Source organism: Providencia sp. UF-224 (assembly GCF_058245955.1).
Genome location: NZ_JBSICC010000048.1, coordinates 1 through 14,505 on the forward strand (window position 1 = coordinate 1; position 14,505 = coordinate 14,505).

At 36.4% G+C, this 14,505-nt stretch carries 17 protein-coding genes and 1 pseudogene; 15 read left to right on the plus strand and 3 right to left on the minus strand.

Translation table 11 applies throughout. The features are described from left to right. On the plus strand, positions 1-315 hold a 315-nt coding region (locus tag AC4IFO_RS21710; protein WP_490737531.1), incomplete at its 5' end, for a hypothetical protein. A 555-nt stretch (positions 316-870) separates the two neighbouring features. On the opposite strand, the pseudogene AC4IFO_RS21715 reads toward AC4IFO_RS21710, so the two are convergent. Then, positions 871-1,073, minus strand: a pseudogene (locus AC4IFO_RS21715) (IS1 family transposase); the annotation flags it as partial. A 304-nt stretch (positions 1,074-1,377) separates the two neighbouring features. Between AC4IFO_RS21715 and AC4IFO_RS21720 the strand changes: the two are divergent. The 14 genes from AC4IFO_RS21720 to AC4IFO_RS21785 all read left to right on the plus strand — a co-directional run bounded on the left by AC4IFO_RS21720 (position 1,378) and on the right by AC4IFO_RS21785 (position 13,443). Further along, complete coding sequence (locus tag AC4IFO_RS21720; protein WP_490737533.1) at positions 1,378-2,076, plus strand: winged helix-turn-helix domain-containing protein; 699 nt, start codon at positions 1,378-1,380, stop codon at positions 2,074-2,076. 8 nt (positions 2,077-2,084) lie between these two features. After that, complete coding sequence (locus AC4IFO_RS21725) at positions 2,085-2,564, plus strand: YqeJ family protein (protein ID WP_490737535.1); 480 nt, start codon at positions 2,085-2,087, stop codon at positions 2,562-2,564. A gap of 1,222 nt (positions 2,565-3,786) precedes the next feature. Next, positions 3,787-4,050, plus strand: coding sequence for a helix-turn-helix domain-containing protein (locus AC4IFO_RS21730; protein ID WP_490737537.1), 264 nt, complete (start codon positions 3,787-3,789; stop codon positions 4,048-4,050). Positions 4,051-4,101: 51 nt separating this feature from the next. Then, entirely contained in the window at positions 4,102-4,371 is a 270-nt protein-coding gene (locus tag AC4IFO_RS21735) for a helix-turn-helix domain-containing protein (protein ID WP_490737539.1), read from the plus strand. A 216-nt stretch (positions 4,372-4,587) separates the two neighbouring features. Then, complete coding sequence (locus tag AC4IFO_RS21740; protein WP_490737541.1) at positions 4,588-5,127, plus strand: fimbrial protein; 540 nt, start codon at positions 4,588-4,590, stop codon at positions 5,125-5,127. A 108-nt stretch (positions 5,128-5,235) separates the two neighbouring features. Continuing rightward, on the plus strand, positions 5,236-5,769 hold the full coding sequence (locus tag AC4IFO_RS21745) for a fimbrial protein (RefSeq protein WP_490737543.1): 534 nt from the start codon (positions 5,236-5,238) through the stop codon (positions 5,767-5,769). Positions 5,770-5,881: 112 nt separating this feature from the next. Further along, a complete protein-coding gene (locus AC4IFO_RS21750; protein WP_490737545.1) occupies positions 5,882-8,461 on the plus strand; it encodes an outer membrane usher protein in 2,580 nt (859 codons plus the stop codon). 288 nt (positions 8,462-8,749) lie between these two features. Then, positions 8,750-9,442 (plus strand): fimbria/pilus periplasmic chaperone, encoded by a 693-nt coding sequence (locus AC4IFO_RS21755; protein ID WP_490737547.1) that lies wholly within the window; start codon positions 8,750-8,752, stop codon positions 9,440-9,442. Between the two features lie 62 nt (positions 9,443-9,504). After that, positions 9,505-10,155, plus strand: coding sequence for a fimbrial protein (locus AC4IFO_RS21760; protein WP_490737549.1), 651 nt, complete (start codon positions 9,505-9,507; stop codon positions 10,153-10,155). Between the two features lie 8 nt (positions 10,156-10,163). Continuing rightward, on the plus strand, positions 10,164-10,721 hold the full coding sequence (locus AC4IFO_RS21765) for a fimbrial protein (protein ID WP_490737551.1): 558 nt from the start codon (positions 10,164-10,166) through the stop codon (positions 10,719-10,721). A gap of 9 nt (positions 10,722-10,730) precedes the next feature. Then, on the plus strand, positions 10,731-11,246 hold the full coding sequence (locus tag AC4IFO_RS21770) for a fimbrial protein (protein ID WP_490737553.1): 516 nt from the start codon (positions 10,731-10,733) through the stop codon (positions 11,244-11,246). A 58-nt stretch (positions 11,247-11,304) separates the two neighbouring features. Continuing rightward, the gene (locus AC4IFO_RS21775; RefSeq protein ID WP_490737555.1) at positions 11,305-11,823 is read left to right on the plus strand and encodes a fimbrial protein; all 519 of its coding nucleotides are present in this window, start codon (positions 11,305-11,307) and stop codon (positions 11,821-11,823) included. A 139-nt stretch (positions 11,824-11,962) separates the two neighbouring features. After that, the gene (locus AC4IFO_RS21780; RefSeq protein ID WP_490737557.1) at positions 11,963-12,805 is read left to right on the plus strand and encodes a hypothetical protein; all 843 of its coding nucleotides are present in this window, start codon (positions 11,963-11,965) and stop codon (positions 12,803-12,805) included. Positions 12,806-13,044: 239 nt separating this feature from the next. Continuing rightward, the gene (locus AC4IFO_RS21785; RefSeq protein ID WP_490737559.1) at positions 13,045-13,443 is read left to right on the plus strand and encodes a DUF1173 family protein; all 399 of its coding nucleotides are present in this window, start codon (positions 13,045-13,047) and stop codon (positions 13,441-13,443) included. Positions 13,444-13,704: 261 nt separating this feature from the next. Here the strand turns inward: AC4IFO_RS21785 and AC4IFO_RS21790 are convergent, their stop codons facing one another. Continuing rightward, positions 13,705-14,049 carry a hypothetical protein gene (locus AC4IFO_RS21790; protein ID WP_490737561.1) on the minus strand — a complete coding sequence of 115 codons (345 nt, stop codon included), beginning with the start codon at positions 14,047-14,049 and terminating at the stop codon, positions 13,705-13,707. Between the two features lie 86 nt (positions 14,050-14,135). After that, complete coding sequence (locus AC4IFO_RS21795; RefSeq protein WP_490737563.1) at positions 14,136-14,462, minus strand: hypothetical protein; 327 nt, start codon at positions 14,460-14,462, stop codon at positions 14,136-14,138. Positions 14,463-14,505 lie beyond the last annotated feature (43 nt).

Consider the following 14,505-nt stretch of genomic DNA (forward strand, 5'->3'; position numbering starts at 1 on the left):
GCTTTGTTTGCTTTGTTTGCTTTGTTTGCTTTGTTTGCTTTGTTTGCTTTGTTTGCTTTGTTTGCTTTGTTTGCTTTGTTTGCTTTTGATGAGGCATTCGACGATTGGAATGGTCTTAAAAAAGAAAAAGATGAGTGCACTGACTCATTTCAGGGTTTATCAAAGCAGCTTAAGTACACTCATCATTATGCTATGTTGCTACCCATACCAAATAGTGAAGTCCTTAAGCCTCAAACTCTGAAGCCTTATATACTCCTTGGGGGCTGGGTAGCGATTCGCATATATCGATTGAGCACCTTTTTTACAAATCGGTGAACGTGGCAGATTGGTTTAAAACGGAACCAACCTCCTGTGGTGGGCAGAGAGTATTATTTACGGGCGAGAAGGTGAAATTTGCAAAAGAGTTGGTTCCAGCGTTAGGCGTAGCGGCCTTCGAGGTATTCCGTCCAATGTTTGAATTTATTAAGTCAAAATGCTCAGCTCCGGCAGAAGCAGCTGTAGCCTTGGTGTAAAATGAATTATGCGGAGTTACGCATTTGTCGCGTAATCGTACGTAATTTAAGGTAGCTTTATCTCAAATCTCAAATCTCAAATCTCAAATCTCAAATCTGGTAGCAGTCTGCTAGATGGTGCCTTGGTTTGAGGTGCCCGTAGCTGGTGAAGGTTTGAAAACGGGTATAAATACCAAGGTTTAACATAGAGTTGATGGCAAGAGCGGGAAATAGATTTTATTTCGCGGAGATCTTGCTAAAATGCGATTCAATGTTTGGTAGAAACAACCAGCCTTCCAATACCCGCCTTTTTGATTGAGCCGCCTGAGTTGATCAGGTGCTGTTTCTGAAAGAGTCAAGATTCGGTAATGACTCCAATTTATTGGTAATGATTTATCGTCAGATAATGTCCAATAACTTTGTCATGCAGTTCCACCGACCTTGCGAACGACAGCGACTTCCTGCCTAACTTTGCCAGATACTGTCTCAGATTCAGATAATTCGCTGCTAGCGTGATTTAGCCCCGACATAGCACCACTGTTCGTCCATTTCAGCGCAGAAAATGACATCACTGCTTGGCTGCTTATACTCCCACAGTACCTGCTCAGAAAGTTGACAATATTGGGATTCGCTTAACAAGTTTGAATCTGGCCATTATAAAATTCAATATTTTTAATTATTTGAGTATTTTGTTTGCTGATTTATGCGAACTACCATTTTGATAAAGTTTCATAAATTGAAAAACTTTGTTACACTCATACTATGAGTTAATTTATTGTTTTTAATGTTTATGGTTACTTAACACTGAAAAATTATGGTATACCTTATAAATAATGATATCGAGTTTAATTATGATGAAAACCTTTTATTTTCTCGTAGTTTAGACATGAGTCAAGTTTTGTTAGTTCCGTCTTCGAAAATTCTAGGTTTCCTTTTAGAAAATAGAGGCCAGTTAACTAGTCAGAAAATATTGTTTCAGGTTGGTTGGGAAGATAAAATAGAATATGTGACAAGTAATGCTTTTTATCAAAATATTTTATTATTAAGAAAAGCTTTTGAAAAACTAAATCAAAGAAATATTATTATTAACATCCCCCGAAAAGGATATATGTTAGATAATGATGTTCTAATTAAAAAAATATCAGAGTCTACGGAGTCTACGGAGTCTACGGAGTCTACGGAGTCTACGGAGTCTACGGAGTCTACGGAGTCTACGGAGTCTACAATACATCATACATATAATAAATATAAATATAAAATCAAAATGATTTTTATATGTTTTTTTATTTTTTCGTTTTATATATATTACTATGTTAATAAAAATACACATAAAGCATATAATTATTCCTATTGTGGGGAATTTAATGGTTTAGTTGTATTTTGTAATGATGATAGTGATTGGGAATTGGTTGATTTTAACTTTATTGAAAATGAATCAAAAAAAACAAATCATAGTTATAAATATATTTATTTGAGAAGGCATGATTATAATAAATCAGATTATTCTTTTTTATATTGCGAAAATAAATTTAGTTACTTTGATTTATTTTCAAATAAATGCATATCATATCATGTTGTATTGTAGGAGGATGTGTGCGTACACAAAAGATTTTTTTGTCTGTTATTTTTTATTTGTTTTTATTTATTTCCATTTTTTATATTATTCTAAATTATTATGTTGAAAATGAACTATCAATAATAAACTGTAATTCGAATGTCATTCGTACCGATAAAAAAAATAATTTACTTTTAAATTCTCAATATACATTTTCATTGAATGAGAAAAATGGATGGTTAAGAATTAAAGGTGAGATAATTCAAGATGATAATATTTATGTTGTTAATAGAAAACTATACTTTGATTTGAATAGGAATGAGAATGTTTATTTGTTAGAGATCAATGAAATAACCACTGGGATAGATGATAATACTCCTTCTTCATTGTTGTCTCAGATTCTACCGTTAGCTTATACGCAGAGAGGTCGAAAGATGGATCTTTTTGTTTATCCTCAAACAAGTGATGGGTATATAGTCACATCTAGTGAGCATTATGGGGTTTATTGTAGTAATTAAATTAATAATATAAATTCATTTAGATATCCTCATAAGAGACTAAGCATTGCTTATTTTGTTTTTTGTTGGCTATTGTTTTTTTCTATATCTCAATATGTTATGTATATAGGATATACTCCAGAAAATTTGGAAAATTATTTATAGGTTAAACTCTTAATGATAATAGATAATATTATGAAATGATACTTGTGAATATTATTATAATCGACATAAAAAAATATTTTAACACCAGTGTTTGTTAGTCTAATGCAAAACTACTTTTAGTGTGTGTATATTTTGATACTTATTAGCTGATTTAAGCTAGAGTAATGATTAATGCTGTTGTATTACACTGTAAACCTATATGGAATTAAGTCCTAGTTCAACATATCCTGATTGCCTACGTATCTCATAATGGTTTTTTATCTACAGAATCATACTTCAATATTATCTAGAAAATACTAATCTCTGACTATTTTTTAAATGATCATTTTTTAGCAATTCCTAATGGAAGCATTTGGTTTGTTTGTACTATAAGGTCTAATAGCTAAGCCAAGATGTTGGAACAAGATATCTATAGTAGTTACTTGTGTAAGAAAATTTTGCTGTGTGATCTCAACTCTTATCTCAACTCTTATCTCAACTCTTATCTCAATCCTTATCTCAATCCTTATCTCAATCCTTATCTCAATCCTTATCTCAAGTTTAAAATATAAATTAATCAATTGGTTACAGATTTTTTTTTATTGAGGTTTTATTTGGTTTTTTTTGTGGGTTCTATTCGTTACTATTTTCCCATTGAAAATCAGCTGATATAAAAAATAATTTTCACTAGCGTCATGTTGTGAACTCTTTATTTCGTTTCGCACTTAGCTTAATTGTGTGCTAATGCGTGGTTCATTTTACAAAAGAGAATAATTTTACGTAAGTTATTACGGTATTATTTTCTATATATAAATGTGAAATACACCACCTGTGGATAAATAAATTACAAATTGTTACAATTTACATGATTAACATTTTTACAACATCTTTATGTTGTATCTCATTGTTAATTTAATTCGCCGATGTTTTTAACGCTTTGTGGGCGTAACATAATACGCATTATAAAAACAGAAATCTTTTTTATAATTTTTTTGGATTTATTTTACTTTTAAATTACACGGACAGGTTGTAATCTTAATCGGTACCAGATATTAGTTAAGAGTACTTGTTTCGTTATGAAATCATTAGTGGTAACAAAATGAATAATGAACTTTTTGAATGTTTTTCTATTTTGGATAATAAGGATGCAATAAAAAAAATCATTGCAAAAAATGTTGGGAAAAGAATAAAAATTCTTAGAGAGAAGTACAATATAAGTGGCTCGGATTTGGCCAAAGTACTTGGCGTATCTCAACAACAGTTATCTAAGTATGAAAAGGGTCTTGTTGATATGTCAATATCAAAAGTAATACTACTTTCTATTTATTTTAATGTCAATGTTGATTATTTTTTCAAGAAATAAAAAATTGATTTTGTTTTTGTTACCCTGTTAATTTATTCGGTGTATATCATTATGATGAATAATAAATATTTGAGCCAAGATATAGGCATGTTCTTAAAAAAAGCTAGAAAAGATAAGTCATTAACTGCTGCTCAATTAGGTTGCTTAGTTCACTTAAGTCAACAACAGGTTTCTCGTTATGAACTAGGAATTACAAAAATTAACATCGAAATGTTGGATGTTTTTTTGACAGTATTAGATAAAGATTGGGCAGACTTTTTTTTCAGTGTAATGGCTTGTCATTCAGAAGATATTAAGTGGACGATGGAAAGTCATTATTAAAAACTAATTTTAATAAAAACCTAAAAATACAATTAATTAATTAATTTTTAATATTTTATTCTAAATAACTCTCTTTTACTTGGAGTGTTATTTGATGTGTTTTTTATTTACTAAATACCTATATTTTTATGTTAGTGAATAGATTCGGCATCCTTTAAGGATGTTATTAGTAGTGTTTTTTTTTTTAACTAAATTATTTTTCTAAGGAAAATTTTCATGAAATTAAAATCAATTGCTGTGGCTACCGTTGTTTCTTTAGGCTTAATTTCTACTGCTAATGCAGGAAAAGATGAAGGTCACGGAAAAATTACTTTTTTTGGCTCAATTATTGACGCTCCTTGTTCTATTAAAGCTGGTGATGAAGATCAATCTATCAATTTAGGTTCAATTTCTAATGTAGCACTAAAAGATGGTGGTAAATCTACAGCAAGACCTTTCTCTATTAATTTAGAAAATTGTTCATTCGGTGATCCAGCGACCAAAAATAAAGTGACTGTCACATTTACGGGTGCTGCGTCTGAGAAAAATACTGATTTATTAGGTATTACTGGTACTGCAAGTGGAGCTGGTGTTGCAATGACTGCTCAAGGTGGTGCTTTACCTATTAAATTGGGTGAAAAAACAGCTGAACAACTCTTAGGCGAAAATGATAATGCCTTAAACTTCTCTGCATATGTACAAGGTGAAGGTGCTGGTATCCCTGTTGTTGAAGGTACATTCCAATCAGTTACAAACTTCGAGTTACATTATAACTAAGTTGCTTATTGTCCTCACTGCTTAGTGTCACGTCCTATGCACACGGAGCTTTTTCGTGTGCATATTTCTCAATAAGGCAGTTACTGGCAATAGATTAAGGATTTTATTATGCGAGGTAAAGCGTATTCTCTTTCCGCGTTTATTTGTGTTTTTTCCTTGGGGGGGGGACCCATCTCACAGGCTGCAGATGAAGGGCATGGACGAGTCAATATGCGCGGGGCAATTATCAATACCCCCTGTGCTATTGCGGTAGAGAGTCGCGAGCAAGTCATTGATATGAAAGTGATTCCATTTGCAGATGTCTTGCGTCATGGACGAGGCCATAGCCAGCCATTTTCTATTCAATTAGTCAATTGTATTCTCGAGCGTCCTGATCAACCGAACTGGTCGCAGTTTCAAGTTACATTTGATGGAGATCGGGATGGCGAATATTTCAGTGTATATGGGGACGCATCGGGTGTGGCATTACTTATCATGGATGAATTCGGAAACAAGGCTTTACCAGGAAAGGCATTACCTCTGCGTAATATTATCTTGGGAAATAAATGGCTGAATTACACGATAACACTTGTGCCTAATCAGCGAGCTTTAAAAGCTGGTGACTATTTTTCCACCATTAGATTCAAGTTGGATTATTTTTAGTGATGTTTCGGCTGTCTAACGATAACTAAAATAACAGCTCATTCTTTGATATAGGAACATCGCAGAACTATGCGATATATACAAGAATAACAATGATTAATAAGGATAAGGGATGACGTTGTTACTACAAAATTATAGGCTGCATCGTCACGTATTAGGTGTTTGTATCTTGGTGGCTTTGGCATTACCTAATATCTCCTTGGCAACTGATGATATTCAATTTAATACCGATGTGTTAGATGTCACTGATCGCCAAAATATCGATTTGAGTGTCTTCTCTCGGGGTGGTTATATCATGCCTGGTACATACGACATGGTAGTGCGTATTAATAAAAATGAACTGCCAGAACAATCGATTTCTTTTTATGCGGAAGTGGAGGATCAGAGTAAAAGTCAAGCTTGTTTAACGCCTCATCTCGTTGAACAACTTGGATTTAAACCTGATGCATTGAAATCAGCTCTATGGGGTCATGACGGGGAATGTTTAACTATAAGCAGTATTGACGGAATGGAGACTGAGGCAGATTTAGCCACGAATAGTTTATACATAAATATTCCACAAGCGTTTTTAGAATACACCGATGAGAACTGGGATCCTCCTGCACTATGGGATGAGGGGATACCGGGAATAATGTTTGATTACAATGTGAATGGCCAAGCGCGTAATGAATTAAAAAATGGTGTTCGAGGATATAACCTTAGTGGGAATGGCACCACTGGCTTGAATATAGGGGCTTGGCGTTTGCGCGCTGATTGGCAAGCGAACCTTAATCACTCAAACCAATCAAATAAAGCGATTGAACGGCAGTGGGATTTTACACGTTATTATGCATATCGTGCTATTTCTTCACTACGCGCGAAATTAACCCTTGGTGAGGATTATCTGAATTCGGGTATGTTTGATAGCTTCCGCTTTATGGGGGGGAGTTTGGTCTCCGATGATAATATGCTACCTCCGAATTTACGTGGCTACGCTCCTGAAATTGTGGGAGTAGCGAAGACCAATGCTGTTGTAACAGTGAGTCAGCAAGGCCGAGTATTATATGAAAGCTCGGTAGCAGCTGGACCGTTTCGTATTCAAGATTTGAGTGATGCGGTTAGCGGTGAACTGTTGGTGCGAGTAGAAGAGCAAGATGGTAGCGTCCAAGAGTTTACTATGAATACGGCGAATATTCCATATCTGACTCGTCCTGGGCTAGTACGTTTTAAGATCGCAGCTGGCCGACCCGTTGACTTTAAACATCGGGTTTTGGGGGAGGTGTTTGGTACAGGAGAGTTTTCTTGGGGAGTAAGTAATGGCTGGTCATTGTTTGGCGGCACGTTAAATAGCCAAGATTATAATTCATTAGCAGTTGGGGTTGGACGTGATTTATTGGTCCTAGGTGCTTTATCTTTTGATATTACTCAGTCCGTTGCTCATTTACCACAAGCATCGGGTAACCAATCAGGGCGTTCATATCGACTAAGCTACTCAAAAACGTTTGATAAAATTGATAGTCAAGTAACATTTGCGGGTTATCGTTTCTCTGAACGCGAATTTATGAGTATGACGGATTACTTGGATGCTCGTCAATATGGTACGCAAGCGGGACATGGCAAGGAAATGTATACCATTTCATTTAATAAACAATTTAAAGAACAAGGATTGAGTACATACCTTAACTACAGCCATGAGACATACTGGGATCGCCCTCAAAACGATCGCTATAACTTAACACTATCGAAATATTTTAATTTTGGTCAAGTACGTAATGTCAGCCTATCGTTATCTGCGTTTAGTAATAAATATAACAATGTTAAGGATGATGGGGCCTATATTTCTATTTCCATGCCGTTTGGGGCTGACTCGACGGTCAGTTACAACATGTCGACTAATAATGCGGGGACTAGTCACCAAGCCAGCTACTTTAATCGGAATGATGAGCACACAACTTACCAACTTACAGCGGGTCACTCTCAGGGGGGGGCGAGCGCTAGTGCTTTTATTACGCATGAAGCCGATTTAGCCCGCTTTAACGGTAACGTGTCGTATGTGCAAGGGCAATACAGTGCCTTTGGTCTTTCTGCTCAAGGGGGACTGACTATGACACCTGAGGGGGGAGGGGGACACCGCATTGGTATAATGGGAGGTACACGTCTCTTGGTTGATACGATGGGAGCAGCAGATGTGCCTATTCGAGGGTATGGTGCAACAACGTCGACTAACCCTTGGGGAAAAGCTGTTATCAGTGATGTTAACAGTTATAACCGCAATAAAATGAGTATTGATTTAAATAAAATGAATGACAATACCGAGGCCACTAAGTCTGTTGTGCAAGCGACTTTAACTGAAGGAGCAATAGGGTATCGTCAGTTTGACGTCATATTAGGTCAAAAAGGTATGGTACTTATCCAGTTAGCTGATGGCAGCTATCCCCCATTTGGGGCGAGAGTTAAAAATGAACGCCAGCAAAATACTGGAATTGTAGGAGATGAAGGGATGGCTTATCTCAGTGGTATTCAACCTGGAGGGACAATGATTGTTTCTTGGGGAGAAGATAAAAGCTGTAAGTTAGTTTTTCCAACCACGCTGCCAGCCGATATGTTGACTCAGTATCTATGGGTAGCTTGCCAAACGATGGATGAGGCTCAGCCGTCTATTAAACAAAATCGTAAAACTGTGAACTTAGATTCTTCACTTCAAGCTCAGTAGACCTTTAACAATAATTTTGGGGTAAAAGAAGGTGGCTCAACAGTGGCTGTACCATCAGTATTCTTACTTGTAGAGTGCTCTCTCGCTGAGAAAGTAGGATTGGTGACATAGATAAATACTTTGATGGGACTGGCTAATAAGCTGAATTCTTCTACCGTAAACACAGAGAACTAAACAATGAATTTGAATAAATTTTGCATCTATTCTGCATCTTTTGGGGGCTTGAATAAACCTCAAATTGGGGGGGGATCGAGAAAGTCATTAATTGCTAGTGTGGTATTAATGAACATGCTTGCGAGCTCAGCTCATGCAGCAATCGCTCTGGATCGTACTCGTGTGGTATTTGATGGAGATCAAAAGTCTGTCAGTCTGAACGTGAGTAACCAAAATAAGCAATTACCTTATCTTGCTCAAGGATGGATGGAAGATGAGGCTGGTAATAAAATTCAAAGCCCTTTTACTATTTTACCTCCAGTACAGCGTATTGATCCAGGAAAACCGAGCCAAATAAAAATTCAATCGTTACCTGCGGTCAATACGTTGCCGCAAGATAGAGAATCCGTGTATTACTTTAATTTGCGTGAGATCCCCCCAAAAAGTAATAAGCCTAATACGTTACAAATTGCTTTACAAACACGGATCAAATTATTTTATCGGCCCAGTGGAATTGCGATAGATCCAATGGCGCCGCCCCCACAAGACAAAATTACTCTGACAAAGCAGGGGGGGGCATATACTGTGAATAATTCGACACCATATTACGTCACTTTTGTAGATGCAAGTCGTAAAAAAAATACTTCTGGTGCGAAGGATTTTGAACCCATGATGGTTCCGCCAAAAAGTAGTATGCCACTTACTGTAAATACGGCAACCGTTGGTGACCACCCAGTTTTAACGTATGTGAATGATTACGGTGGTCGTCCTCAGTTGAGTTTTCAATGCAGCGGTTCTACTTGCTTGGTGGTTCCAGATAAGAATTAATGCTGAAACGTCTTTCCTTATCTATTTACATGAATAAGGAGGAAGATAAAAGGAGTAGCAATATGGGCAAATTCAAAGGACAAAAGTATACAACTCGAATCCTATGGCAGTCTATTATGCTGGAGATGATGGTTGTAGTTTTATGTGGCGCACAGGCTGCGCCACAATCGCATATAGTGACCAAAAACTGGAATCAAGTAAATAATTGGGATGTGGATGGAGCATATGGAGTGTTGTATGTTCGCGGTGCTTTAACAGAAAGCGCATGCCGTTTAGAAATGAGCAGTGCTCGACAAGATATTGATTTGCATGAGATTGGTACTGGAAAATTGAGAAATATAGGGGATTCTGGTACCCCAGTTAGCTTTGAGTTGCGTTTAGCAGATTGTTTAGATACTGAAATTGGTTTACGTGATACACGTACGGGTGGGCAGATGCAATCAATCGGGCAACCTGCCGTGCGTGTGAGTTTTCGTAGTATGCACGATATAGATTCTCCCCAATTGATTAAAGCTCACGGAGTCTCTGGGCTGGGGCTTCGTTTGCTAGATGAGAGGCGACAGGATGTGCGTTTAGGTGAAAGAGGTCTACCATTGCAATTGGAGCAAGGGGAAAATACCCTGCGTTACAGTGTGACACCAATACGAACTGCAGCGTCACTCGAAGCAGGGGCTTACCATGCTGTAGTGAATTTTCACTTAAGCTATGAATAGGAGGCTGTATGAATATATCTCAATGGATTGTGCTAATTAAGTACCGAAAACAACAACTCGGTTTAGTAATTATCATGAGTCTTTTGAGCTCTATGGCATCTTCAGTTTATGCTGCAGGTGATATGAGGTTTGAGGGCACGTTAATAGCACCTCCTCCATGTAAAGTGGATGAAACAAACCAGATTGAGGTGAATTTTGGTGATCGTTTAGGCATCAACAAAGTGAATGGTGTCGAGTATGCGAAGCCATTGAATTATACATTAGATTGCCAAGATACAAGTGCGTTGGGCTGGAAGCTCTTGTTAACTTTGGATGGAATAGCAGCTCCGTTTAATGCAGACATATTTAAAACTACAAGTTTAGAAAGTAATAAAGAGAATGAAGAAAATTTGGGGATCCGTATCTATCTAGCGGATGGCACTACGTTAAAACCCAATAGTCAGATTGAAATACGAGATATCCAAAATAAACCAGAATTAATGGCTGTACCAGTAAAGCGCGCAGGTTCAACTCTTGTTGAAGGTCGCTTTGAGGCATTAATCACCTTGAAAGCACATTATCAATAGAGGATAACGATGAATAATCGAGTTAACTTATTTCTATTGAGTGTCATGTTGCTGGGTGGAATAGATGGAGCCGAAGCAGCAAATGTTCGACTTCACGGTAGGCTCGTAGCTGAACCTTGCATCGTAGTTTCTGAATATATTGAAGTAGATTTTGGAACTATTGTAGATAAATATTTATATAAAAATATACGGACACTCGGTCAACCCTTTGAAATCGAATTAGGCGATTGTGATTTATCATTAGGAAATGTTGTTAAAGTGACCTTTATTGGTGTGGAAAGCCCTACATTGGGAGGATTATTAGCGGTTGGAACACCAAGTAAAGGAATTGCAATAGGGATTGAAACTCCAGCAGGGAAGTCTGTTAAATTTAACCAACCGTCAGATGCGTTTGCATTACAGTCAGCAACAGAGCAATTGGAGTTTAAGGCGTATGTTCAAGGCGAGTCATTAGCGATTACTGAGAAAAGTATTGAGCGTGGCGATTTTAGTGTAACGTCGATCTTTAAGCTGGATTACCCATAAAGATGTTAATAAGTACGCTTGGGGCAATATCAAAAGTTAATATAAGGATGACGACAATATGAAAAATCAAACTCGGAGACGTGCTATCTTTATCTTATTTATCGGGTATTTACTGGGATTTTTTTCGGTGATTAGTTATGGAGATAATACATCTTCAATTACGGTTAAGGTTACTATTGTGGCCCCACCTCCGTGTACAATCAATGATAATAAGCCAGTTGTAGTAAGCTTTGATGATGTACTGACGACTAGGATAGATGGCAATAATTATCGTCGCAAAATTCCATATAATTTGAAGTGTACAGAAGCAAACTTATTGAAAAATGCCCTTAAGTTACAAATAGAAGGTACTAGTATTAATGTTGGAACAGCTATAGGAGTTCTTGCGGTTCCGAATGTCCCTGATTTTGGGATACGAATACAGCAGGGCACAACTCCACTACCATTGAATTCATGGTTAAATTTTAACTATCCGAATATGCCAGAATTATATGCTGTGCCTGTTATGAAGGAAGGGAGTTCTTTGACCACGGGAGAATTCACTAGTTCATCAGTAATGAAAGTAGAATATCAGTAATCTCTTTTTAGTGGATGTGGATGGTGATAGAAAAGATATCTGGTGGAATGAATAAGAAGAGCGGGAACACGTGAAATCAGGGATATCTAACATGATAATGCGAAGTATATGGTTTATATTTCATAAAGAGGGAAAAGTTATGGTGATGAAACGATTTCTTTTTGTGTGCTTGATATTGATCGGGGAAGAAAGTATCGCAAAACCTGGAGATCCAATTCAGTGGCCTTATTACTCACAAGAGATTGGATACTGTCTTAATAGTCCTACCTGTAGTACTGGCGTAACTTATACAAATGCGAAAACAGAGTGGAAAAGCACTCTTGATATTATCTCAGTAACAAAGACTGATGTTTTAACTATGTATGGCATACATTGTGATTCAGGAAATTTAGAAACAGGTTTTATTCGTTGTCGGTGGTTTGCTGATCCAGCTCATATGCCTGGTTTGGCTAAGCCTCTTAGTTGTAAAACGACATCTGTCGATAATTTTGTTATTGGTTATGCGCCCAATTGTGAAGCAAATGCAGCAGGGTTTAGTGGATCGCATTCTGGTGCTGAACCAGGAGGAGAATGTGCGGTGTTAGGGAAGCGAACATCTACAGGTGATCTTGAAACACCGTATGGGATTTTAACAGCAGATATGGTAGCTAACTCACGCGATACTTATTGTCGTAAGCCTGTTGCTCCTTCAGCTACTTGTAATATCACGGTAGAAAATGGTGGAATTATCGATCATGGGCCTCAAGCACCGACTTCAACTTCAAATAAAAGTTTAGCAATAACAACTGAATGCGGAGATACACCTAAATTTACACTTTCGGCTACAACAGTTAATATGGATAGTGGTCGTATTAAATCATCTTTGTCTATTAAATCATCAGGAGCCCCAAATAGGTATTTTTTGACATCATCTTTAACGAGTAGCAATGCAACGGGGGGAATACATTCAGGCAGTACTGTACTTGTTGTTAGTCCAAATTAATTATACTAAATACATTTTTCTTATTTCTTTTGATGCACACACAATAAACCCCGTTTTTCAGGTCGGGGATATCAGGTGCGGTTTCTGACGGACAATAGATACAGGTTTTCTTGCATTCTCGTTTGAGGGGTGCTCTCGCTAGTTTATCTTATGTGGTCAATGCGAATAATAGGCTTTAAACGTCAGTACTTTTTTCGTTAACAGGTGGTAGATTGCTCCCTGATTTACGGTTTCGTTGAGTGGAGCTTACTTATTCAACTAAAACGGATAAGTATTGGTTGTCTACGTGGCCACATACAGGAAGTGAGCATAACCAGGATTGCAGATATTACTCAGCTTGGACTAATGCTGTCCTTACAAAAGGCTATAACTCAGATGTTTTGATAACGTATAGCGACAATTCCGTTTCAAGAAAACTGAAAGTGAGTTTAGATACTAAAACAGTGACGAAAAGTGACGATGAGAAAGTGTCAAAGGCAGTCACAAGAACAGGGAACTCAAAAACCAGTATCTCTTTACTGGGATTATTGAATATATTCGGCTGGCAAATTCTTAATATTTTGTTACTACCCGGGTTACTTTGCTCTATTTTGGTCGTTTTTTGGTTTATCCATTCACAACGTAAAAGAAATGATTAAAAATATTGCAATGAAGCATAGAATAATATCCACTGATAATTGAGATAATTTATATTGTAATTTTTATAGATACTCGTCTATATCAACAAAAGTTTTATTTAGTCATATACAGCATTTAATTGGATAGTATTGTTTTTAAATATTAAAATTGAATTTTTAGTGTTTTTATATTTAATAAAACAATTAAGTAATAGGCAAATTTAATAATATTTTCATCTATCTGAAGCTTAAAAAACAAGCTTAGATAGATGCATTGCCGTTTTAGCAGATTTTTCTATTATTACGATTGGTTTTGATGGGGGTATTTTCTAAATTTGATAAACGGCAGTCTTCATAAATTGAACCATTACAACCATCATGAATTAAATAACCTCGTTCCATTGCCCAATTCCTCACGTCTGTATAAAGGCGATAAGTGACCTCGGTGTTCATAATAAAATAGCTATTTAATTTAATATTAGTATTTGATTTATAATCATGATCACCAAAAACATTACCCACATAGTAATTCCCTTTTTCAATATAGGCTTCTTTAAATAAATCAGGTAAAGCATAAGTTTGTTGGGTTTGAAAAATCAATAACATGAATAGAGGTATGTATTTCATGGAAGATAAGTATCTTTACATCGATGTGAAACGTCTTAGGAGGAGAGTAAAATCAGAGAATATATAAATCCCAGACATGGAGCAAATTAGTAGAGTAAGTCTAATTGATAAGGTTCCCCAATTATGTGCATTGAGCCTGCTGAATTAGTAGTGAAATCAGTTTGATATCTAGCACTATCAATTCCCATAATTAAGTTATCCAAATCTGTATGCGCTACTCTGATAGATTTGTGCATGGCCCAAGATGGTAAGTTCTCAATGTGATAGGTAAAAATTATCGAGGTGCGGTGGCCATATTCAATGAGATCTTCAATTTGTTTTATTTCCATGCGTCCATAGCAAAAATCACCATTTTTATTAAATTCGGTTTCTCCTAGATGGGGTTTTGTGCACATTTCCTCGAAATGAGCCATTTGAAATTTAATAATCCTTAAATTTCAATACATTGACTTTTTA